The sequence below is a fragment of the Ignavibacteriota bacterium genome (assembly GCA_016218045.1).
GTDB lineage: Bacteria > Bacteroidota > Ignavibacteria > SZUA-365 > SZUA-365 > JACRFB01.
Genome location: JACRFB010000053.1, coordinates 1 through 21,635, shown reverse-complemented (window position 1 = coordinate 21,635; position 21,635 = coordinate 1). Strand labels below are relative to the sequence as shown.

The window sequence follows — 21,635 nt, the reverse complement described above, 5'->3', positions numbered from 1 at the left end:
GCGTGAAGGGGTAGAGAAGTAAAGGGGTAAAGGGGTGAAGGAGTAAAGGCGTGACGCGTTGAGCGGTGTCTCGCTGAGTCCTCCACACTGGCGTCTTCTGCCTCAATTTGCTGGTGACAATGGAAACAGATAAAACCTTGTTCCGTGTTCTTTTGTGTGTTTCGCGGGATGGTGCTTTTACCGGGCAATAATAAAACGCCGTGTCATCTTTTCCCGCCACGCGGTACTTCGATGACACGGCACTTTGCCCCTTTACCTCTTTACGTCTTTACCCCTTTACCTCTTTACGTCTTTACCCCTTTACGTCTTTACCTCTTTACGTCTTAACGCTTCAAACCCACGCGCCATTGCGCTTCAGCACATCGTGTGAAATCACAAGCTTCTGAATTTCGTTTGTGCCTTCGAAGATACGGTTGATACGCGAGTCGCGGTACATGCGCTCTATGGGGAGTTCGCGCGAGTAGCCCATACCGCCGTGGATCTGCACGGCAAGATCCACCACGCGGTCGAGGCCGTCGCTGCAGATCAGCTTCACGATGGCCGACTGTGTCGAGATTTTTTTGCCGGCGTCGTAGTCGGCCGCGGTGCGGTACACGATGCTCTCCATCGCGTACACGGTGGCGTACATTTCGGCGAGCATGAACTGTATGGCCTGGAAATGCGAGATGGGTTCGTCGAACTGGCGGCGTTCCTTCGCGAATTTTGTACAGAGTTCGATCGCTTCCTTCGCGGCGCCCACGCAGCAGGCGCCGAGTCCGAGACGACCCGCGTCCAGCGTTTTCATCGCTACCAGGAAGGCGCGTCCCTCGGAGCCGATCATGTTCTCCTTCGGCACGCGCATGTTCGAGATGGTGATCGCGTTGGTGGTGCTGCCGCGTATGCCCATCTTTTTCTCGGCCGGACCCGCATGGAATCCTTCCCACGCGGTCTCGATCACGAAGGCGCTCACGCCGCGCTCGGTGCGGCAGAACAGCGACACGTAATCGGCGATGCCGCCGTTGGTGATCCACAACTTCTCGCCGTTGATGATGTAGTGATCGCCGTCCTGCACCGCCTTTGTGCGCACGTTGAACGAATCCGACCCGGCCATCGCCTCGGTGAGGCCGAAGGCCGCGATCTTCTCGCCGCGCGCGAGCGGCACGAGGTACTTCTGCTTGAGTTCCTCGGAGCCGCCGATGTAGATCGCGTTCGACCCGATCGACATGTGCGCGCCGATCATGGTCGCGGTCGAAAGACATCCGCGTCCCATTTCCTCCTGCGCGATGCAATACCCCACTTCACCGAATCCGCCGCCGCCGTATTCTTCCGGGAACACGGTGCCGAGCAGGCCCACTTCACCAATCTTCTTGATGAGGTCGGTCGGGATTTTTTCGTTTTCGTCGATGTCGCGCGCGATGGGTTTGACTTCGTTGTTGACAAAGTCGCGGACCATCTCCCGCAGCATGTTCTGCTCTTCGGTGAACTGAAATAGGTTCATGGGCTGATGCGTGATTGTGACAGGAAGAGTTGTCTATCGTGTGCTTCAGGACACGTCGGTGGGATCCCAGGTGCTCTCGGCGAGCAGGTTCAGATCGGAGTATTGGAAGGAGTTGCGCTGGCCGACGTAGCTGATCTTGCTCTCGCCGCCGTCCACGCCGATGGTGTTGCCGTTGATGAATTCCGCTCCCGGCTGCATGAGCACCATCACCGCTCGGGCCACATCCTCGGGCGTAGTCACGCGGCCCATCGGATTTTTCGCCTTCGCGGCGAAGAGCATGTTGCGCGCGCCGGGAATTTTATTCAGCGCCGGTGTGTCGGTGACGCCAGCCAGCAGGGCGTTGCAGATGATGCCGCGCGGACCCAGCTCGAGCGCGAGCTGGCGGATGTAGGCCTCGACCGCCGCCTTCGCCGCCGACACGGCGCCGTAATACGGGAGTTGCAGATTCGCGCCGTCGCTGGTCATGGTGAAGATGCGTGTGCCGCGGCCGATCAGTCCGCGCCGCGCGCAATCCTGCGTCCAGTACACCAGCGAGTTCGCCATGACGTCGAGGGTCATCTCGAGCTGGGCGCGTGTGATCATCTCGCTGTCGTTGCGGCCGACCAGCGGCTTCAACGTGCCGAACGCGAGCGAGTGGAAGAGCACGCGGATCTCGGCCTTGCCGTGTTTGTGGTGTTCGTCCACAAAGGTGTCGAGCACTTCGTGGCGGCGCTTCTCGTCGGCCGCGTTCATGTTGTAGAAGACGGCCTTCTGGCCGCAGCGTTCGATGTCGTGCACGAGCCGGGTCACGGCGGGCATTGTGGCCTGCCTGTCGAGGTGCACGCCCAGGATGTTGTATCCGTTCCGTGCCAGCTCGCGCGCCGCCGCGGCGCCGAATCCCGAGGAAACTCCCAGGATCAATGCCCATGCATTGGTGTCTTTTCGTGTCATATTCGGATAAGGAAACTCATGGTTTGCTATGATGAATCCTTAAGATATTCATTTTTTGGGAGAAATGATAAAGAAGGCGGGGATGAAGAGCACAAGGGCGGATCGGGGCACGGATCCGTTTCGGAAGCGCGGGTGGACGCGGATCCGGCAGCACCGATTCGGTCGGTGATGCTGTATCGATCACCTTCCGGGATATCTCTTCCACGGGAGTATGTCTTCTTTTCCACCAAAATCGCCCGCCGTATATTCACGGACCCATTCTCGAGGAAATCATGCGCCTGCTTACGTCCCTTCTCCTGTTCATCGTTCTGTCCATTTCCATGCAGGCCTTGGCTTCACCAAAGCCGCTTGCGAGTATCAAACCGGAGAAACCGTCGATAGGCCAGAACGTCTCCGTCTCCTACCTTTCGACACATCCGAAGGCAAAACTTCTCGGCGCGCGTGATGTGACACTGCATGTGCTGATGTTGCGCGAGGGCGAGATGCCGCTGCTGCACGAAATCCCGATGACCGCGAAGGGCGCGCTGTGGGCTGCCACACTCCCGCCCCTCGAAACAAAAACGCAGATGCTGCTCTTCCGTTTTGTGGCCGGCGACAAGACCGACGACAACGGCGGCGATGTGTGGACGGCTCTTGTCCACGCGGGGAATAAGCCGGTGAAGGGGGCTCTGCAGCAGCAGGCCCTGGTGCTGCGGTCGGGCGGATCCATGGGATTCGAGAAGAAAAAGGACGCTGACGGCGCCAAGGTGTCGCTGCGCAAGGAATTGGAACTTCATCCGTCGAATGTGTCCGCGCGTGTGGCGCTGTGGAACATCCTCCTGCGCGAGAATCCCGATGACAAGCTGCGGGAGACCATCGGCAGGGAAGCGGACGAACTCTTCGCGGCGCAGGAGGGCAACGAGACGGCGCAGGTCGAGCTGCTGCCGGTGTTCGATCGGATCGGGCGCAAACAGCGGGCCGAGGAATTACGCGCGGCGGCAGTGGCGAAAAATCCGCGCGGGAAAATCGCCGAGAGCGCCGCGCGTGGCGCCATCAATCGTGAACGCGACGCGGCGAAACGGCTCGCGCTTGTGGAGGCCTTCATGCGCGACTTCCAACCCGACGAGCAGGTGCGCAGGACCCTGGAATCCACCATGGCGAACAGTCTCGTGCAGCTCCGCGAATACGACCGCGCGCTCATGCTGGTCGAGATGTCGCCGCGCAAGGACGGCGCCATGATGAACACCATCGCCTGGGCGATGCTCGAAGACAGCACACAGCCGGGCCGCGCGCCGGAGTTCGCGCATCGCGCATCCGACATCGCGCGCCGCGGCATCGATCTGCTGCGCGCGCCCGAAACGTCCACAAAACCGGCCTATCTCAGCACGCGCGAATGGAAGGAGAACAACGACTATCAGCTCGCCATGATTCTGCACACCTATGCCACCGCGCTGCTGCGCATCGGCCGACTCGACGAGGCCCTCGTTGCGATGGAGGAGGCGAACACACGCGCGAAGGGTGAGAACGAGGAGATTGCGTCCGGATATCTCGATGCGCTCAACACGGCGGGCCGTCACGACAAGGCGCTGGAAACGGCGCGCGCCGCGGTGCGCGCGGGCAAGGGCGGCGAGGAACTTCTGGGCCGCTACCGCCGCGCCTACGCCGCGGTGCACGGAAGCGCCGAGGGCGCGGAGGCCGATATCAGCGCGGCGCGTGAGTACGCGCGCAAGGAGCTGCGCGAGAAGCTGCGCAAGAAGCGGCTCTCGCTTCCCGCGCGCGATTTTACACTCAAGACGATGGATGGCGGCGAAGTCACCCTCGCCGCGCTCAAGGGCAAGGTGGTGGTGATCGATTTCTGGGCCACGTGGTGCGGACCCTGCAAGGCGTCCTTCCCGTATCTGCAGAAGGTGTACGAAAAATACTCCGGCAACGACCGTGTGCGTATCCTCGCGCTCGATACCTGGGAAAACGAGAAGGGCGCGAAACGCGAGGAACTCGTCAAAAAATTCATCGCCGACAACAAGTACACATTTCCCGTGCTGTACGACGACGGAATGGTCGATGCCTACGGCGTGACCGGCATTCCGACGAAGTTCGTACTCGACACGCGCGGCGCAATCGCCTTCAAGAGCATCGGCTTCAACGGCGGCGAGGAGATGATGAACGAACTGACGCTGCAGATCGACATGCTGCTGAGCAGCGAGCTGTAAGTCAGTAGTTCGACAGAGCGCCGCGCGCCAGTTCGCACACGCGCTCCCTCAGCGCATCGGGCGCAAGCACACGCACGCCCGCGCCGCGGCTCACCACCCACGAGGCGATTTCCTCGAGCGAATTGACGATGGTCTCGAACACGATCGAGCCGTCGTCGCGCTGCTCCACGATCTGTGAATCAAAGAGCTGCCGCGGCTTGATGCGGCGTGCCCAGAGCGGCGACAGTTCGATGCGCACCTCGTGCGCCTCGGTGCCGATCCAGCTCCGGAACGAATGGCGGAACATGTCGTCGATCACCTTCTGCGACACGCGCACGAAGGGCTTGGCCGTGACGCGCGCAGCGAGGATCTTGTGCAGGTGGTACTGCTTGATGTGCCCGTCGTGCTGCGCGAGCAGACGCCAGAGGCCGTCGCTCTCGAAGAGGAGCAGCGGACACAGCGCGCGCCCGGTCTCGATGTCGCCGGCCTCCTTCTCGTAGTCGATCACCACCATCGTCGAGGTCTCCACGCAGCGCTGCAGCGCCACGACGAGTCCCAGCGCGCGCGTGTCCAGACGTTGCACCATCGTCGCGGTGGCCTTGTCGACGGCGCTGTCGGACATCGTTATTGCGAGGTACTGGATGATGAATTCCTGAATGCGGCGCCGCTCGAGCTGTCCGGTGAGCTGTACGCCGCTCCTGCGCGTGGAATGGATGTCCACTCCCTGCGCGCGCAGGGCGCTGAGGTCGCGCTTGATGGTCAGTTGCTCGCAGCCGTACATCTCGGCCAACCCGTCTATCGTGATGCCCGTGTCGGTGTGTACGGCGAGGCCTATCAATTCGATCTGCCGTTTGATCCTGGTCAGTTGTTCGTGCATGGCGGAATCCGGGAGGGACAAATAAATGCTGTGTGTTCCACGCGAAAGTATCATCGAATGATACCGAAACGGGCGCCGGGGTGCGATAGATTTGCGACATCACACAGGAGGACCTCATGATCGTCAAACCACTCGCCTTTCACGTCAACAACCGCCTCGCGGCCCTGCAGTTCACCACTGTCGCGCGGGATACGCTGGAATATATCAGCGGTGACCGTGCCATGAAAGCCGGCCTGCTCGAAGTGCGCGAGGTCAGCGAATCGGGAAGTGTCAACCAACTGTTCGTCATCAACACCGCCGCACAGCCCGTCTTTTTTATGGACGGCGACATCCTGATCGGCGCCAAACAGAACCGCGTCATCAACACATCGATGCTCATCGGTGCCGGCTCCAAAACCACCATCGCCGTCACCTGCGTCGAGGGCGGACGCTGGCAGATGGTGTCGAAACGATTCTCGCCGTCGGACTACGTCGCGCCGTCGAAGCTGCGCTCTGGCAAGTCCCAGCAGGTGCACGACAATCTGCAGAACAAACGCGGCTACCTGTCGGACCAGGGCGACATCTGGGACAGGGTCGCCTCGTATCAGCATCTGCACGAAGTGCGCTCGCCGACCTCGTCGCTGTCGGACATCTTCGAGGCGCGCCGCGCGGATCACGGCGACTTCCTCGCGAGTTTCACAAACGAACCCGACGCCAACGGCTGCGCGTTTTTTATCGACAATGATCTTGTGTGTGTCGACGTCTTTAACCGCCGGGACATCTACGCGGAGTACTTCCCCAAACTCCTGCGCGGCATCGGACTCGAGATGGTGTTTCTCGCACCGACCGGGAAGGAACTCGGGCGGGCGGAGGCGGAGTACAAGACGCTCGATTTCCTCGACACGATGGACACCGTCGAACGAAGCACTTTCCCCGGCGCCGCTCTCGGAACCGAACAGCGTTTCCAGACAGAAACGGTCACGGGCTTCGGGCTCTATGTCGACGAACAGCTTGTCCACTTTTCCGCGCTGCGTCTCGGCGCCTGACCGTGTCCGCTGTGCACGGCATACCGGAACAGCCCAGCATGGGTGGCCGCGAGGGGAGGGAGGTCTGCGCGGCCCGTTCCGGCGTCGAAGCCGGGGATTGTGACATTTATGCCCGCGGCGTGAATCCTCTTCACGGACGAAGTGCTGAATGTCTCGTCTCCGGCCTGGAAACGCGGTCGTGTTGTGGTACGGTTCTTGAACAATTTCTGCGGGACATCCTTCTCATCACATCTCCGGTGGCCATGATACTGCTCTGATACGTAGGTACTTCAACACGAGACACACAATGTTCACACGTATCATCGACCGTATCACTCACACGCGCGCGCGGGTCCGAAGATCCGCCCGCGGCAGCATGCAGGGCGGCGCCCGCGCGTGTCGAATCCCCGCCACGTCACTCCGGAGGAGGACCGCGCCATGAAACACTTCCTGTTGGCCGCTATCGTCTTGTCACTCGTCTGCGCCGTTTCGGCGTTCGCGATGCCCGCCCCCGCCGATTTCGATACACAGGGCGGCATCACGCTGTCCGACTTACAATCGCGCCTGCGCGCCGAAACGCCCGCACGTGATCTCACGCAGGCCAGCATCGCCGAATTGCAGCGCCTCCTGCCCTCCGAGGGCGGTGTTTTTGCGAATCTGTGGAGCGGAGAATATGTGACCCGCATCGGGACCTCGACGTTCATCATCGACATGCGTGTCATCACGTCGGTGCTCGCGTTGTCGCTGCTCTGCGTCGTGCTGTTCTTCACTCCGCTCGGGCTCATCCTGTTCCGCGGCGCGCTGCACAAGGCGACGGGCAAATTCCTGCTCGCCACATCCATCGCGCCCGATCTGGGGCGCCTGTTCACGCGCGAGCCGCAGAAATGGCTCTCGCGCGGAGGCCGCATCCGCACCGCCTTCGCGGGCTTCATGCGCGAGGACTTCATCCCGCTGTACCGGAACAACATCACGGCACTCGCATTCATCGGCACCGCGTTCCTGATCCTGATTATCGGACTCCGCGGTATTAAATTCCTGGTGCCGCATCAGCCCGATCTCATCATCGTTGCGATCATCATCGAGATCAGCGTGTTGTGCATGCTCGGCATGACCACATGGTACGAGCGCGACACAGGCGGTGAGCTTCCCGAGGCGCCGCCACCGCCAGCGGGCGACCTGGCGTACGAGGATGTCAAGGCGCGCCTGCAGTCGGTGATCCGCGAACTGGAGGAGCGTCACGGCGCGCTGGTCTCGTCGTCGATCAGGCCGTCGAAGGCGCTCTAAGGAGGCCGGTCATGAACAGCGCCCGTCATTACGCCAAGTACCAGGTCTATTTCTTCCTGTACCTCGCCGTGGTCTGCGAACTGCTTATCATCATCGTCGAACGCGACGACGCCGAAAGCGCCCTGCTCGCCGAGCAGGAACGGCTGCGTGACATGGTGCGGAAGGTGGTTCTGCAGCTCGCCAACAGCATCCCCGTCGCCGTGACCAGCGGCAGCGCGATGATGCGTGTGGGCGAAACGCGCGCGATTCGATTTGCGGTGATGGGACTCGGTCCCGACAGGCAGGTGACCGTCAGTCCGCGCATCACCGTGCGCCGCGACGGCCGTGTTGTGGACACGCTGCGATTCGGTCGCGACATCCGCAGTGAATTCCTTCGCAACGAAAATGGCGAACAGGCCTTCGTCTTCGACTTCCGTCCCGGATCCTCGGGGCGCTACACCTTCGAGGGTGTCACGGGCACTGATTTTGCAGGATTGAGCGGCGGCGGCAAAATCCGCATCGGCGACTTCGAAATCGAGCGCGCGGTTTTCGAACAGCTCACCGGCATGAGCGCCGACACGATGCTGCGCCGCAGTGAACATGTGACGTCGAGCATGGCTGTCACGGTGGTGTCGGACGCCGATCCGCTCTCGCTCGACGTGGCCGACGCCGAAACCGCCGCGGGTTTCGAGGTCGCCGTGCCGGTCTCCGTGTCGGGCACGGATCCCTCGCGTGTCTCCATCACCCCGAGCAGCGGCACGGTCATCGCGGAGGGCGCGGGGCTGGTGTGGAAGGGCTCCTTCGCCGAACCGGGCAAACACCGTGTCACTCTGTCGGCGCACGACAATCGGGGTGAAGGCACGCAGAGCGCTGCGACCGCGGCGTTCACCGTGTCGGTGTCCGACGCGGCCGGCACCGCGGTGCCGCAGCGTGTGTTCGTGCACGAAACCTTCCGCGCGCGTATCGGTGTCGCAGGCCTCACGGTCTCGAGCAAGTACAAGTGGCAACTGCTGCAAGACGGGCGCGAAGTGCTCGGGCGCAGCGGACAGGATGTGGAATTCAAACCCGTGAAGGCGGGGAATCTTGTGCTCCGCGCCACGTACGACGGCAAGCCCTACTCCGTCAAGGGCCGGGGGTCGTCCGAGTTTGTGATCCGTGTCGAGGACACGCCGTATCGTATCGATCCCTCCACGTTCGTGCGTAACGGCGAGTATCCCATCACCCAGAAATTCGAGGTCGAGATATCGCGCTACGGCCGACGCCGCAGCGAGTACAGCGTTCCGGTACAACAGGGCGAGATCACGCTGTCGGTGGAGGATGAGGCCGGAAGGGATCTGCTTGACGATGTCGAGCTGCGCACGTATCCGGCCTACACGCTGCTGATATTCTCGTTGAAGGGCAAAGTCTCGACCGAGGGCACGCCCGCCATCGTGTCGATCAGCGCGGGGAATGTGCGCGAACGGTATCCTCTCACGCTGTACCGCGACGAGACGGCGTTGAAATAAGGGCGGCATCGGACGGCGGACCGGAAAGCGACGGTGTTCCGGTCCGCCCCGCCGTTGCAAACAAGAATACCAAACACGTAATTACAGGGGATGACAATGCTACGACGAATCTTTGTGCTCTGTGTGCTGCTCGTGGCGGCTGTGTCGGCGCAGAACGCGGCGCAGCGCGCCGTCCGTGAAACACCGCGTGTCGCGGCGGCTCGCCGTGCCACCGATTCGGCGCTCACAGCGGCCGTGCGCGCCGCGGGTGTGACACGCGCCACCCTGCGGCTCTATCTGCGCGTGTTCAAGGAGGAGCGCGTGGTGGAGGTGTGGGCGCAGCGCGGGGACGGGTGTGTGAAGCTGCGACAGTACCGGATCTGCGGAACGTCGGGCGAAGCGGGCCCGAAAAACGAGGAGGGCGACGGCCAGATCCCCGAGGGGTGTTATACGATCGACCTCTTTAATCCGTGGAGCAGCTACCACCTCTCCATGCGCATCGATTACCCCAACGCGGCCGACCGCGCGCGGAATCCGCGCACGCGGCGTCTCGGTGGCGACATCTACATACACGGCATGTGTGTCAGTATCGGCTGCATCTCGATCAGCACCGAGGAAATACAGGAGCTATACATCCTGTGTTCCGACGCGCGCCGCGCCGGCCAGCGCGGCATTCCCGTCCACGTCTTCCCGTGCAGAATGCAGGGTGATGTGTACGACGTGCTTCGCAAGAATGCTCGGAATGATGCCGACCTGCTGCGTTTCTGGACCGGACTCGAAACAGTGTACACAGCTTTCGAGGCGGAAAAGTCCGTGCCGCGCGTCACTACAACACCCCACGGCTCCTACACCGTTCGTACTCGCTGACGCCGCGTTTTGGAATTCCGATGTTCCGTCGCGCTTCGACTCCGCTCAGCGAGACACTGTGTCTCTGTCCCATTGTCCCGCTGTCCCGTCGCGCTTTCCCGCTTCGCGGGACTCAGCGAGACACTGTGTCTCTGTCCCGTTGCCCCGCTGTCCCGCTGTCCCGCTGTCCCGCTATCCCGCTATCCCGCTGTCCCGCTGTCCCGCTCTCCCGCTGTCCGACATCACGCGGCGCTGCGCAGGGAGCGGACGGCGGCGATGAAGCCGACGACGGAGAAGGCGAGAAAGGCGCCCGCATAAAGGAGTATCCGGTCCGGATCTCCGATACCCACGGAGAGGTGCCGCAGTGTGTCGGTGCTCCAGGTAAGGGGATTCGCGAGCGCGACCGCGCGGAGCCAGCCGGGCGCGTTGTCGAGCGGAAAAAACATGCTGCTTGCGAACATCAGCACGAAGTACAACACGTTGATGATGGTGTTGTACATGTCGTTGCGCCGGATACGCAGCGCGAACAGCGAGAGGAAAAAGAACCAGCCCGCCGTGAACACGATGTTCGCCGCGAGCAGCAGGGGCAGCATGTCCCAGCGCACCGGGATGGCGAGCAGCAGCGCGCCGATGCCCAGCGTGATCGAGGCCTGCACCGTGGTAAAACACGCGTAGAAGAGGTTTTTTCCGAGCAGGAATTCACCGCGCGTCATCGGGTATGTGAGGAACTCATAGAAGATGCCGTTGTCGCGGTCCGAGAAAAATCCCCACGATGCGTTCATCGCGAGTCCGAAGCCCGACATCGAGAGTACGCCGGCGAGGAAAAATGTGCTGTACGACACGGTGCTGCCCGACACCGCGACCCCCGTCGTGAAGGCGGTGTTGAGTCCGATGCCGAACAGCAGCAGATGGAACAGCGGCACGGCCATGTCGAACAGTATCCAGGTGAGACTGGTGGTGCGCACCTTGAATTCGCGGTACATCACCGCGCCGATGAAGGCGAAGCGGCTCATGGCGTCTCCTCCCGCATCACGTCGAGGAACACGTCCTCGAGTGTCGCGCCGCGCACCTCGAAGGTGAGTGCGGTGCCGAGCGCGAGCAGACTGCCGAGCAGGGGATAGGGCGGCTGCGCGTCGGCGTTGACGGTGAGCACCGCCGTGCTTCCGATGATCTGTGTGCGCAGGGAGGGCAGAGCGCGGATGCGGGCGGCGAGCCCATCGTCGATGCGTTCGAAGGTGGCGCTGACGTCCACGATGGCGTGTGCGCGCGCCTTGATCGTGTACAGATCGCCCTCGAGCACCGCGCGGCCCTTGTTGATGAAGAGAATGGTGTCGCAGAGTTCCTCGGCCTCCTCGAGCAGGTGTGTGGTCAGCACCACGGTGCGCCCGCGTTTCGCCTCGCTCGCCACGGCGTCCATCGTCGCGCGTTTGTTGATCGGATCCATGCCTGTCGTGGCTTCGTCGAGAAAGATCACGGGGGCGTCGATCATGAACACCTTCGCCACCTGCACACGCCGCTTGAAGCCGCCGCTCAGGTCTATCACTTTCTGCGTGCGTTCGGCCTCGAGTCCGAACACGTCATAGAGACGTTCGCTGCGCTCGGCCACCTCCCGCGCGCTGAGGCCGTGGAAGCGCCCGAAAGTCTTGAAATTGTCCTCGACCGAAAGGAACTGCTCCACGGCGTTTTGCTGCAGCACGATGCAGATGTTGCGGCGCACCGCAAGGGGATCGCGGCGCACGTCATGGCCCATCACCGACACGCGTCCGCTGCTGTGCGGCAGCAGAGTGGTCAGAATTTTTAACAGCGTCGACTTGCCCGCGCCGTTTGGTCCGAGCAGACCGAAGATGCTGCCGCGCGGCACGCGGAACGACAGTCCGTCGAGCGCGCGCACCTCGTCGGGCTTGCCGGGATTATAGATCTTGACGAGATCCTGTACGTCGATAGCGGGGGAGTCCATGAGCGGGAAGATAGGTGTGGGAAGCGTGCCGCGAAAGCAACCGCACACAGATCGTTTGACAATAGTAACGACAAACGTTATCATTGGCCATGATACTATCGTTCGAGTGCAAGGAAACCGAAGAGGTGGTTGATTACCATGGCTGATTACAATAAAAAGCTGCCCCCAGTGCACCCGGGCGAAATCCTGCTGCACGAATTTCTCATCCCGTTTGAAATCTCACAGTATCGTCTCGCGAAAGACATCGCGGTTCCTCCTCGTCGCATCAATGAGATTGTCCTCGGGAAACGCGGTATCACCGCGGATACGGCCGTCCGTCTTGCGGCATTCTTCGACGTATCGCCGCTGTTTTGGATGAACCTGCAGGTACGGTACGATATTGAGCGTGCCGAAGAGGAACTTGTACATGTGGTGGCGGAGTCGATCCAGCCCTACGTCTCCACCAGAAGGAGCCATAAGAGGTGATAGCCCGGTACGCAGTGTTCGTGTTTGTGGGTACCCTCCTCATCGCCTCCGGATGTGAAGCCGGTGAGCGACGTGACGCGCGCCCATCCGACGTTCGCCGCGCGGACGACAGCGTGCTCGTCCTGACCGCCGTGGGCGATATCATGATGGGATCCACATTCCCTGAAGGCGCGCTGCTGCCGCCCTCGGACGGTGATTCGCTGTTCCTCGATGTGCGCGATATTCTCCGCGCCGCGGATATCACCTTCGGCAATCTCGAGGGGCCGCTGATAGACGGGGGGCGCTCGGAAAAATGTGCGGACAATGAGCCGAACTGCTACGCCTTCCGCACGCCGGTTCGTTATGTGCGCCATCTTGTGGACGCGGGTTTCGACCTGCTCAGCATCGCCAACAACCACGCGCTCGACTTCGGGGAGGCGGGTCGGACGAGCACGATCCGCGCGCTCGACAGCACAGGCATCGGCTGGTCGGGTCCGCCGGGCAGTATCCGCTATCACACGGCCGGGACGCGGCGCATTGCGCTGGTCGCGTTTTCTTACGACGAGGATTCAAACAACCTGCGCGACCTCAACGCGGCGCGCGCACTATTGCGCCGCGCGGTCGATTCGTCCGACATCGTGATCGTGTCCTTCCACGGCGGCGCGGAAGGCGCAAAACATCAACACGTCCCGTATGGCGAGGAGACGGCCTTCGGCGAGAAGCGCGGCTCGCTGCGGCTCTTCACGCATGCAATGGTGGACGCGGGCGCAGACATTGTGATCGGACACGGACCGCATGTCGTCCGCGGCATGGAAGTATATAAGGACCGGCTCATCGCCTATTCACTCGGCAACTTCGCCACCTGGGCCATGTTTAATCTCAACGGACCGAACGGCATCTCCTGCATACTGGAAGCGCGTCTTGCGCCCGATGGTGCGTTTCGTCGCGGCCGCTTGCACGCGGTCGTGCAGCAAAAGCCCGGCGGGGCTCAACGCGACAGCAGCAAAGCCGTACTTCCTCTGCTTCGCGAATTGAATCGGGCGGATTTTCCGGAGACAGGGGTGAGCGTGGACGACGACGGTGTGATACGTTTGCCGCACGACGTTTCACGTGGGACGCGCTAACGCGCGCGCCCGCTCCTCGTTCCGGTCTTCCGGAGAAGCAGATACATCGATCCGGTTCTCGAAAATCGACGCGACACATCCGCAGCTTCCTCGAAGCCGTGATGCCGCAGAAGTTGCAGTACGTGTGTCAGCGGCCAGTGTCGGATGGGGAATTCGTCCGTGTACGTCACAGTGTCGCCATCTCCCGCGACGGTGATACACTCGCTGTAATTGAACCGCCCGTCCCCGATATCGGCGACAGACACCTCGCGACGCAGGGTTGCATCTTCATGGATGAAGCTTTGGAAAAGCTGCTCGCCGGGCACGTCGATGAACAGGAAACCGCCCGGCGCAAGCGCGCGGGCCATGGCCTGCATCGACGCGTCGAGGTCCTCGTCTTCGAGGATGTAGACAAGGACGGTGAACAGGCACAGGGCCATGTCGAAGGGCCGCGAGGTGGTGAAATCACGGATCGTGGAAACGACGCAGCGCGGATTTGCACCCCGCCGCTGTTGCTTCAGCGCGTCAAGCATCTCCTGGCACGAATCCACCGCTGTGACGGAGTAGCCGCATTGGGCCAGCGGCAGGGCCATTCTGCCTGCGCCGGCGCCGAAGTCCACGATACGCGCAGGCGGTTGTAACCACTCGGCGATGGTCTGCATGCTCTTTTCCGTCATGCGGCGGTAGTCCCTGCCGAAGGTCGAGAGGCAGGCCTGCTCGTACACGCCGGCCCAGGATGCGTGTGGTCCCGGCATTGTTTCAGTGTTTCACAAATACGAGACACTGCGCCGCGCCGCCGTGGCGGTACACGAGCAGCAGATAGCTTCCCGCGGGCAGGCCCGCGAGCGGGATGCGTGTTGCGTCGCCGCGGTCGCGTCGGTGTACACGTCCGAGCATGTCGGTGACAAGATACTCGTCATCCGTCGATACGTTCCATGAGGCGTCGATGTGCAAGACCTCTCCCGCCGGTTGGGGATATAGGAGTAATCGATCCGATATCGGGCGTGCTGTGGTGGACAGGTGTGTCGGAATGTCGAGCGCAGCGCGAATCGTGTCGATGAGTGGTGTCGCGGCGATGATGCCGCTGCCGGGTGCCGTTTCGATACAATCCATGCTTGCCTCCCAGACAAAGACGCCGCGCAGCCGCTGTGTGCGCGCGTACACCGCCTTGCTTGCCGCGGAGCGCGGATTGTCGTAGGTGACAAAGGTTGTGAGTCCGCCCGTGCCGAGCATATAGGGCGCGGCCGCGACGCTGTCCCAATGCTCCGTGAACAGTCCGCGCTGTGTGATGATGCGGTGATAGGGTGGAGCGCCGCCCTCGTCTGGAAACGTGGCCGCGTCGGCTTGCCCGAGAGCGGGAGCGTGGAGCGCGGCCGGTCCGCGTGTCTTGAGCGCGTGTCCGTAAAAGGGAATCCCGAGCACGATGAACGCGGGATCCACGCCGTGTGTCTGCGTAAGTCTGCGCACCGCCGCATCGATGCAGAGTGACGGATCGGCGCCCGGCGACGCGTAGAGCGCGGCATGATGGTTCACCGTTGCATCCCACGGACCGGAGAAGTCGTAGGTCATGAGATTCAGCCAGTCCATACTCCCACCGAGTTGTGCCCACTCGAGCCGTTCGAACAGTGCGGGCACACATCCAAGCGCGGCGGTGAGATACATGCGGCGCGCGGTTTCGCGCGCGGCCACGTCGAGCGTGTCGCGCACGGCGCGCATGAGCAGGGTGAAATTTCTGTAGTCGTCGTCGCCGCCGCCGTGTGACGTGTAGCCGGGGTATTCCCAGTCGATGTCGATGCCGTCGAGGGAAAAGGCGCGGACCAGGCGGCCGCACTCGTGGGCGAAGCGCGCGCGTGTCGCGGCTGTCGCGGCGAGGGCGGGGAAGGGTGTCGAAAGGGTCCAGCCTCCCACCGATGCGGTGATGGGCACTCCGGCCACATGTGCGTGTGCCACGAGCGAGGTGCCCGGTCTGTGATAGGCGGGATTGCCGAAGTCGTTCGCTGAGTCGTAACCCGCGGGCGCCACGCTCCAGTCGATGTCGCCGAGCAGAAGATTTTTATCGGCCCAGGGATCCGTGAGCAGGATGCGTCCGTCGGTCTGCGGTGCGAAGAACGCGTAGTGCAGCATTGTGTAGCGTGTGTACGGAAACGTCGCCGGCCGCACGAGCTTGTTGCGCGCATACCAGCTCCAATTCGTCACGTATCCCGCTGCATGCACCTGCGCACCCGCTGGGAGCGTTGGACACGCCAAAAGCAAAAGAAAAAGAAACACAGGGAGGAACGGAGCAAAGGAGGCTTTTGTCCGGTCTTCGGCCGCCGTCGTTCCAGAAAACTCAGCGACGTCGACCGCCTTTCTCCCGGCTCCTGTCTCCTGACTCCTGTCTTCTGTCCTGTGTCCATCGGCTTCCAATACGACCCTGCACAGGCCCCACGTCGCAGAGCGAACCCCACAGACGATATCGAATCCGTCCATCATTCGAAGATCCATTCCCTCTGTTTACGCAGCGTTTCTTCGAGTTTGTGTTTTTTCAGAAAGTCGATCGTCGCGTCGCGGCTGCGGCGTACGAGGCCGGGATTCTTGTGATTCGCCAGTTCAAAGACGAGCACGCTGACCACGGCCGCGGCGTCGGAGAGATATTTGCGGCTGACCTTGTCGAAGGTGTCGCCGAAGTCGTGATAGTGGCGCACCATTGTTTCGTCGAGATGCGCCTGCAGCGTGATGGCGGGAATGCCGTGCAGCATGAAGGGCTGATGATCGCTGTTTGTCCACGGGGTGTTGGCCACATTGCTGCTGAGATTGAATCCGGGCATGTCCGCCGCGAGTTTCGCGAGGAAGGGAATGAGGGCATCGATGCCCATCGCGTTGAAGCCGGTGGGCGTGCCGGTCATGTCCATGTTGATCAGCGCGGCGATGTCGTCGCCCGTGTGTCGCTCGATGTATTTTTTTGCGCCCCAAAGCCCGAGTTCCTCGCCGTTGAACCACACGCATTCTATCGTGTACTCGCGGTTGCGCGCGAATCGGTGCAGCAGGCGCGCGACGTCGAAGAGTATCGCCGAGCCGACGCCGTTGTCCACCGCGCCCTGGCTCACATCCCACGAATCGAAATGCGCGCCGATAACAATTTTGCGCGCCGTCTTGCCGGGGAAGGTCGCGACCACATTCGCCGATTCCAATTGCTGGCAACGCGACCGCGTGTCGATGCCCACGGTCACGGTCCGCCCCGCAGCGAGCAGGCGCTGCAAGCGTTTGCCTTCTTCCAATGTGATGCTGAAGGCGGGTACGGGACTCGGTGTGCCCTGGAAGTTCGTGACACCGACCAGGGTGAGACCGCCGGGTTTGTTGTTCACGAAGAGCACGGCGCGCGCGCCGTGTTTCGCCGCGAAGTCGATGGTCTCGTAGCGCAGCGGTGTGGGCCTGCCCGGCGCGTTTTCGCCGCCCGCAAGCACCACGGCTCCGCGGCAGTCGGTCCCGCGGAAATCCTCGGCATCACCGATGGGCAGCGCGACGAGCCGCGCCTCGAAGGCGGGTGTTGCATCGGTGTATCCCAAAGCCACGGCGCGTAATTGCTGCTCGAACGGCGCGCGTACTGTGACGCGGTCGTCGCCGCGCACGAATCCGGGGAAGTGGTATTCTTCCTGCCGCGACTCGATGCCGAGTTTCCGTAATTCCTCCTGCAGGATGCCGCGTGCATCCGTGTCGGCCGCGCTGCCCGTGAGCCGCCCGCCCGCCTCGTCGCACAATCGCTGCAGAAAACTGTAGGAACCGTTATCCAGATATGCGGATCCGATTATCTCTCTCCACACATCCTTCTCCTGCGCCCACCCTTCGGCAACACCACACAGCAGACCACACCATATCACCACACCCACCCATCTCATCCCTCGTCCTCCATTCCCCCCATTTACTCCATTCCCCCCATTTACTCCATTCTCCTTCATCATCCCTGCCCCCTCACACCCTGCAGCCGGTTGCCCATCCACTTCTGCGCGACGAAGAGTCCGAGCGGCGAGGCCATGGCGATGCCGCCGTAGATGAGCCAGAGCATTTCCGTGTTCAGCGGTCCGCTTTCGGGACAGTAGGCGGCGAGCATGGTGCCGGAGTACAGACTGGTGAGCACCTTGGTGAGGAACCACGGGAACTGCGCGATGCCCATGTACATACCGGTCTTGCCCTCGGGCGCGAGTTCGGCGGCGAGCTGCAGGAAACGCGGCTGCCACATCGCCTCACCGACGGAGACGATCACGATGTAGGCGAACAGCGTGATAACGTTCGGGCCCAGCGCGAGCAGGAAAGTAGGCAGGGCCATGACGAAGGTGCCGAGTATCATCATGCGGTACACGTTTGCACGAACGGTGGCCGCCGCGATGATGGGCGTCAGCACAAAGATGAGCAGGGGATTGAGATTGACGAAGGTCTCCATGTTCTCCGCCACCCAGCCCGGATATGCACGAATCGTGTATTGCGGCATGGTGAGCCACTGATGCGCGAACAGGGTCTGCACGGGGATCAGTACAAAAATGAAGAACGAGAATCGTATGTCGCGCAGCGGATGTTCGCGCAGCCACTGTATAAAGTCGAAGGGAGTTTTTGTTTTCGGTTCCGCTGTTTTAGTGGTGCCGGTTTCGTCTCCGCCGGCGATGGAACGCGCGCGCTGCATTGCCGCGCGGGTCATCAGTACCGCGACAAGAAGGACGCTGACGACGGTCAACGCGGTGTACACCCAGTAGATGCCCTCGATGCCGAAGGAGCCGCGCACGCGCGGCGACACGAGGCCGGCGACGAAGCTCCCGAGATTCATCAGCGCGTACAGCATGGCGTAGGCCATGGGCGCGGTTGTGGCATTGGTGAACTGGCGCACCGCGGAGTAGGCGGCGGGTTGATACATGCCATAGCCGAGCACGACGAGCAGCAGACCCCCCGCGGCGGAGAGAAACACGGGCGAGCCGAAGCCGGTGCCGCCGAAGCCGGGCGCGAGTGTCAGCAGGATGCGACCGGCGACCATAAGGATAAGCGCGAGCATCAGCGCGGTGCGCACGCCCCAGCGGTCCGCGAGTTCCCCGAAGAAAAACATGGCGAGGGTGATGCCGCCGGTGAAGGCGCCCAGCACCCATCCCGCCTGCGCGTCGTCGAGGGCGACGATCTCGTTGAAGTAGATGGCGAGCAGGGTCAGGATGCCGAAGTAACACAGGCCCTCGATGAAGTACGAGCTGTTAACGCCCCACAGCGCCTTGGGGGCGCGGGCGAAATGCACGAAGGGTTCGACGAGTTCTCGCAGCGGATGACGGGGTGTGGTGACGGGCTCCATGTGTGGTCCTGCTCAGGAGGCGCGCCGCGTGCGGGCGCTCCGGTGTGGGGCTGTGGCCGTCGCCTTCGCGGAGGTGCGGCCTGCGGTCGGGAGTTCGGCGCGGAGTGTGCTCGAGGGGCACAGATGTTCGATGACACACTCGCCGCAGCGGGGGCGGCGCGCGATGCAGGTGGCGCGGCCGTGCAGGATGAGGAGGTGGCTCGCGTCGGTCCAATCCTCCTCGGGCATCAGCGCGCAGAGCGCCGCCTCGATTTTTACGGCGTCCTCGGTGTCGACAAGGCCCAGCAGATTCGCGAGCCGTGTCACATGTGTGTCGACGGCGAAGCCGGGCACGCCGAAGGCGTTGCCGAGCACCACGTTTGCGGTCTTCCGGCCCACGCCCGGCAGCGCGGTCAGCTCGTCCATCGTGCGCGGCACCTCTCCGCCGTGCCTCTCCATGATCGCCTGCGCGCAGGCCTTGAGGTTCTTCGCTTTGTTCTGGAAGAAACCGGTGCTGCGTATGATCTCGATGATCCCGTCCAGCGGCGCCGCGGCCATTGCGCGCGCGTCGGGATAGGCGCGGAAGAGTACCGGAGTCACCATGTTTACACGTTCGTCGGTGCACTGCGCCGAGAGAATGGTCGCTGCGAGCAGCTCGAAGGCGTTCCGGTGTGTCAGCGCGCATGCGGGGGCGGGAAACACCTCGCGCAGCAGCGCGAGCGCCGCAGGAAAACGCTTCTTCGGAGTTTGGGATGCGATGCTCTTTTTCATTGCGGCGGGGGAAAGGGTGATGGACGGAATGGTGCAATATGCGCGCAACGCCGCTCTGCGGCAATACGGCCGTGTATCGATCCTCACGGATCCGGCTCGTTGAAGAGGCGGGATGGTCCTCTCGCATGGAGCCCGCGCGGTAGCGCTGAGGCGATTTTTCACGCGATCCCGTTGCATTTCCCGCACAATCCTGTATCTTTCAGCATCCCTTTCCCTTCGTTTCTCTCTCACACTTTCTGCCGTATCGGGAAGGGACTGGCGATTCCGCTTTTCCCCCATTGCAGAACGGAAGGACGCATGGCACACAGGCATATCGCGATGATCTCCGGGATCGCGCTCCTCATGCTGCTCGTGCAGGCACCGGCTCCCGCACAGCGCGGGAAGTTCGGCAATGCGCCGCAGGCGAAGTCGGTGCGCCTGGGCTCCAACGTCGGATTTACTCTGCTGGGCGACGATCTGACAAAGTCGTCGGACAATTACCGCGTCGGCGTGATGGGTACGCTCGATTTTCTCTACCTCTTCCATCCGCAGTTCGGCGCGGGCCTGTTTGCGGGTCTCGGGACGATGAGTTCCTCGTTCGGTGGACAGACGGCGAGCACCTTCTACGGCTGGTACGGCACACAGTTCGAAGGCCGTTTTATATGGAGCCGCGGCGCCATCGTGCCCTTCGTCTTCCTCCGTCTCGGCGGCCTCACACATAAGCCGCAGTTTGTCACCAACGGCAACACGGTGGAAGGCGAGACGGAAACCATCTTCACGTACGGCGGCGGCGTCGGCATGGAAATTCTCATGTATCGCGGACGCAAACCGCTGTACCTCCGACTTACATACGGAAGCAATCTCACGTCTTCCGACGAACTCGACAACATCGTCTCAGGGGATCAGCGGGACGGTTTCTCGTATCTCACCGTCGGTGTCTCGTACTACTTCGGCCGCCGCTGAGACGCGCGGCATTCTCGCGCACATCCGGACGACATGACCTGGTATTTCGTCTCCGATCTGCACGGACGCACGCGCCGCTACACCGAGCTGTTCCGCGTCTGCCGCGAAAATCCGCCCGACGTGCTGTGCGTCGGCGGCGACATCTATCCCTCGGGTTTCCGCGTCCTGCGCGCGGGTGATACGAGCATCGAGGAATTTCACACGACGGTGCTGCTCGACGGATTCCGTGCTCTGCACGGCGAACTCGGGAGCGCGTATCCGCGGGTCTTTCTGATTCCCGGCAACGACGATCCGGCCGTACTTGTGGACGGCCTGCTCGCGGGCGAACAGGAGGGCCTCTGGCACTACGCGCAGCAGCGGACCTTCGACACCGGCGCCTGGGTGGTGGCGGGATATTCGTACGTGACACCCTCGCCGTTCCGTCTCAAGGATTGGGAGCGGTACGACGTGTCGCGCTACGTGGATCCGGGTTGCATTCCGCCCGAACAGGGCTTGCACACGGTGCCGGTGGAAGCGCACCGCATTGTGCATGCCACCATCGCCGACGACCTCCAGGAACTGGCGTTGAATCTCGATGCCGAACGCCTCGTGTTGCTCGCGCACGTGCCGCCGTACGGGGGCGCGCTCGACCGAGCCGCGCTCGACGGCGTGAAGGTTGATCACGCGCCCGTCGATGTGCATGTCGGCAGCATTGCGCTGCGACGCTGGATCGAGCACCGGCAGCCCCGTGTCACCCTGCACGGACACATACACGAATCCGCCCGTCTCACCGGCTCCTGGCGCGAAACCATCGGCTGCACACACGCCTTCGGCGCCGCGCACGACGGACCCGAACTCGCTCTCATCCGTTTCGATCCCGCCGTTCCCGCGACCGCTGAGCGGCTGCTGCTATAAATCGAGACAGCGGGACAGAGGGAGAGCGGGACAGCGGGAGAGCGGGACAGCGGGACAGCGGGAGCGGAACAACGAAATAGTGTCTCGCTGAGCGGAGTCGAAGCGCGACGTGACAGCGGGACAGCGGGACAGCGGGATAGCGGGAGAGCGGAACAACGAAATAGTGTCTCGCTGAGCGGAGTCGAAGCGCGACG

19 protein-coding genes are annotated in these 21,635 nt (G+C 62.4%); 9 read left to right on the top strand and 10 right to left on the bottom strand.

The annotated features are described in order from the left end of the window. Positions 1-331: 331 nt before the first annotated feature. Both HY962_14010 and HY962_14005 read right to left on the bottom strand, forming a co-directional pair. Positions 332-1,477, bottom strand: coding sequence for an acyl-CoA dehydrogenase family protein (locus HY962_14010; GenBank protein ID MBI5648041.1), 1,146 nt, complete (start codon positions 1,475-1,477; stop codon positions 332-334). A 45-nt stretch (positions 1,478-1,522) separates the two neighbouring features. Next, positions 1,523-2,407, bottom strand: a complete 885-nt coding sequence (locus HY962_14005; protein MBI5648040.1) for an SDR family oxidoreductase — start codon at positions 2,405-2,407, stop codon at positions 1,523-1,525. Positions 2,408-2,679: 272 nt separating this feature from the next. On the opposite strand from HY962_14005, the gene HY962_14000 reads away from it, so the two are divergent. Further along, complete coding sequence (locus HY962_14000) at positions 2,680-4,596, top strand: redoxin domain-containing protein (GenBank protein ID MBI5648039.1); 1,917 nt, start codon at positions 2,680-2,682, stop codon at positions 4,594-4,596. Between the two features lies 1 nt (position 4,597). Here the strand turns inward: HY962_14000 and HY962_13995 are convergent, their stop codons facing one another. Further along, positions 4,598-5,452, bottom strand: coding sequence for a WYL domain-containing transcriptional regulator (locus HY962_13995; GenBank protein ID MBI5648038.1), 855 nt, complete (start codon positions 5,450-5,452; stop codon positions 4,598-4,600). A gap of 116 nt (positions 5,453-5,568) precedes the next feature. Here HY962_13995 and HY962_13990 point away from each other — a divergent pair, with 116 nt between their 5' ends. The 4 genes from HY962_13990 (at position 5,569) to HY962_13975 (ending at position 10,070) form a co-directional block, all read left to right on the top strand. Beyond that, the gene (locus HY962_13990; GenBank protein ID MBI5648037.1) at positions 5,569-6,477 is read left to right on the top strand and encodes a hypothetical protein; all 909 of its coding nucleotides are present in this window, start codon (positions 5,569-5,571) and stop codon (positions 6,475-6,477) included. Positions 6,478-6,894: 417 nt separating this feature from the next. Further along, on the top strand, positions 6,895-7,740 hold the full coding sequence (locus HY962_13985) for a hypothetical protein (GenBank protein ID MBI5648036.1): 846 nt from the start codon (positions 6,895-6,897) through the stop codon (positions 7,738-7,740). Positions 7,741-7,751: 11 nt separating this feature from the next. Continuing rightward, entirely contained in the window at positions 7,752-9,224 is a 1,473-nt protein-coding gene (locus HY962_13980) for a hypothetical protein (protein ID MBI5648035.1), read from the top strand. 96 nt (positions 9,225-9,320) lie between these two features. Next, positions 9,321-10,070: a L,D-transpeptidase family protein gene (locus tag HY962_13975; GenBank protein ID MBI5648034.1), complete on the top strand. Its 750-nt coding sequence runs from the start codon at positions 9,321-9,323 to the stop codon at positions 10,068-10,070. Between the two features lie 221 nt (positions 10,071-10,291). On the opposite strand, the gene HY962_13970 is transcribed toward HY962_13975, so the two are convergent. Together HY962_13970 and HY962_13965 are read right to left on the bottom strand one after the other, a co-directional pair. After that, the gene (locus HY962_13970; GenBank protein ID MBI5648033.1) at positions 10,292-11,062 is read right to left on the bottom strand and encodes an ABC transporter permease; all 771 of its coding nucleotides are present in this window, start codon (positions 11,060-11,062) and stop codon (positions 10,292-10,294) included. Further along, complete coding sequence (locus HY962_13965) at positions 11,059-12,006, bottom strand: ABC transporter ATP-binding protein (GenBank protein ID MBI5648032.1); 948 nt, start codon at positions 12,004-12,006, stop codon at positions 11,059-11,061. The genes HY962_13970 and HY962_13965 overlap by 4 nt, the downstream gene beginning before the upstream one ends. A gap of 138 nt (positions 12,007-12,144) precedes the next feature. On the opposite strand from HY962_13965, the gene HY962_13960 reads away from it, so the two are divergent. Both HY962_13960 and HY962_13955 read left to right on the top strand, forming a co-directional pair. Then, on the top strand, positions 12,145-12,471 hold the full coding sequence (locus HY962_13960; protein MBI5648031.1) for a HigA family addiction module antidote protein: 327 nt from the start codon (positions 12,145-12,147) through the stop codon (positions 12,469-12,471). Then, positions 12,468-13,574 carry a CapA family protein gene (locus tag HY962_13955; protein ID MBI5648030.1) on the top strand — a complete coding sequence of 369 codons (1,107 nt, stop codon included), beginning with the start codon at positions 12,468-12,470 and terminating at the stop codon, positions 13,572-13,574. Before HY962_13960 ends, HY962_13955 begins: the two co-directional genes overlap by 4 nt. On the opposite strand, the gene HY962_13950 is transcribed toward HY962_13955, so the two are convergent. The 5 genes from HY962_13950 to nth all read right to left on the bottom strand — a co-directional run bounded on the left by HY962_13950 (position 13,571) and on the right by nth (position 19,605). Next, entirely contained in the window at positions 13,571-14,308 is a 738-nt protein-coding gene (locus HY962_13950; protein ID MBI5648029.1) for a class I SAM-dependent methyltransferase, read from the bottom strand. The two genes, HY962_13955 and HY962_13950, sit on opposite strands and share 4 nt — an antisense overlap. 4 nt (positions 14,309-14,312) lie before the next feature. Beyond that, on the bottom strand, positions 14,313-15,749 hold the full coding sequence (locus tag HY962_13945; GenBank protein MBI5648028.1) for a hypothetical protein: 1,437 nt from the start codon (positions 15,747-15,749) through the stop codon (positions 14,313-14,315). Between the two features lie 272 nt (positions 15,750-16,021). Beyond that, positions 16,022-17,428 carry a M28 family peptidase gene (locus HY962_13940; protein ID MBI5648027.1) on the bottom strand — a complete coding sequence of 469 codons (1,407 nt, stop codon included), beginning with the start codon at positions 17,426-17,428 and terminating at the stop codon, positions 16,022-16,024. Between the two features lie 59 nt (positions 17,429-17,487). After that, a complete protein-coding gene (locus HY962_13935) occupies positions 17,488-18,855 on the bottom strand; it encodes an MFS transporter (GenBank protein ID MBI5648026.1) in 1,368 nt (455 codons plus the stop codon). 12 nt (positions 18,856-18,867) lie between these two features. Then, positions 18,868-19,605 carry an endonuclease III gene (gene nth / locus HY962_13930; GenBank protein MBI5648025.1) on the bottom strand — a complete coding sequence of 246 codons (738 nt, stop codon included), beginning with the start codon at positions 19,603-19,605 and terminating at the stop codon, positions 18,868-18,870. 297 nt (positions 19,606-19,902) lie between these two features. Here nth and HY962_13925 point away from each other — a divergent pair, with 297 nt between their 5' ends. Together HY962_13925 and HY962_13920 are read left to right on the top strand one after the other, a co-directional pair. Then, the gene (locus HY962_13925; GenBank protein ID MBI5648024.1) at positions 19,903-20,547 is read left to right on the top strand and encodes a hypothetical protein; all 645 of its coding nucleotides are present in this window, start codon (positions 19,903-19,905) and stop codon (positions 20,545-20,547) included. Positions 20,548-20,580: 33 nt separating this feature from the next. Continuing rightward, positions 20,581-21,441 (top strand): metallophosphoesterase, encoded by an 861-nt coding sequence (locus HY962_13920; GenBank protein MBI5648023.1) that lies wholly within the window; start codon positions 20,581-20,583, stop codon positions 21,439-21,441. Positions 21,442-21,635 lie beyond the last annotated feature (194 nt).

Excerpts from the sequence above, each read along its gene's own strand:
- HY962_14010 (MBI5648041.1), bottom strand. The coding sequence starts at position 1,477 with ATGAACCTATTTCAGTTCACCGAAGAGCAGAACATGCTGCGGGAGATG.
- HY962_14005 (MBI5648040.1), bottom strand. The coding sequence starts at position 2,407 with ATGACACGAAAAGACACCAATGCATGGGCATTGATCCTGGGAGTTTCC.
- HY962_14000 (MBI5648039.1), top strand. The coding sequence starts at position 2,680 with ATGCGCCTGCTTACGTCCCTTCTCCTGTTCATCGTTCTGTCCATTTCC.
- HY962_13995 (MBI5648038.1), bottom strand. The coding sequence starts at position 5,452 with ATGCACGAACAACTGACCAGGATCAAACGGCAGATCGAATTGATAGGC.
- HY962_13990 (MBI5648037.1), top strand. The coding sequence starts at position 5,569 with ATGATCGTCAAACCACTCGCCTTTCACGTCAACAACCGCCTCGCGGCC.
- HY962_13985 (MBI5648036.1), top strand. The coding sequence starts at position 6,895 with ATGAAACACTTCCTGTTGGCCGCTATCGTCTTGTCACTCGTCTGCGCC.
- HY962_13980 (MBI5648035.1), top strand. The coding sequence starts at position 7,752 with ATGAACAGCGCCCGTCATTACGCCAAGTACCAGGTCTATTTCTTCCTG.
- HY962_13975 (MBI5648034.1), top strand. The coding sequence starts at position 9,321 with ATGCTACGACGAATCTTTGTGCTCTGTGTGCTGCTCGTGGCGGCTGTG.
- HY962_13970 (MBI5648033.1), bottom strand. The coding sequence starts at position 11,062 with ATGAGCCGCTTCGCCTTCATCGGCGCGGTGATGTACCGCGAATTCAAG.
- HY962_13965 (MBI5648032.1), bottom strand. The coding sequence starts at position 12,006 with ATGGACTCCCCCGCTATCGACGTACAGGATCTCGTCAAGATCTATAAT.
- HY962_13960 (MBI5648031.1), top strand. The coding sequence starts at position 12,145 with ATGGCTGATTACAATAAAAAGCTGCCCCCAGTGCACCCGGGCGAAATC.
- HY962_13950 (MBI5648029.1), bottom strand. The coding sequence starts at position 14,308 with ATGCCGGGACCACACGCATCCTGGGCCGGCGTGTACGAGCAGGCCTGC.
- HY962_13940 (MBI5648027.1), bottom strand. The coding sequence starts at position 17,428 with ATGAGATGGGTGGGTGTGGTGATATGGTGTGGTCTGCTGTGTGGTGTT.
- HY962_13935 (MBI5648026.1), bottom strand. The coding sequence starts at position 18,855 with ATGGAGCCCGTCACCACACCCCGTCATCCGCTGCGAGAACTCGTCGAA.
- nth (MBI5648025.1), bottom strand. The coding sequence starts at position 19,605 with ATGAAAAAGAGCATCGCATCCCAAACTCCGAAGAAGCGTTTTCCTGCG.
- HY962_13925 (MBI5648024.1), top strand. The coding sequence starts at position 19,903 with ATGGCACACAGGCATATCGCGATGATCTCCGGGATCGCGCTCCTCATG.
- HY962_13920 (MBI5648023.1), top strand. The coding sequence starts at position 20,581 with ATGACCTGGTATTTCGTCTCCGATCTGCACGGACGCACGCGCCGCTAC.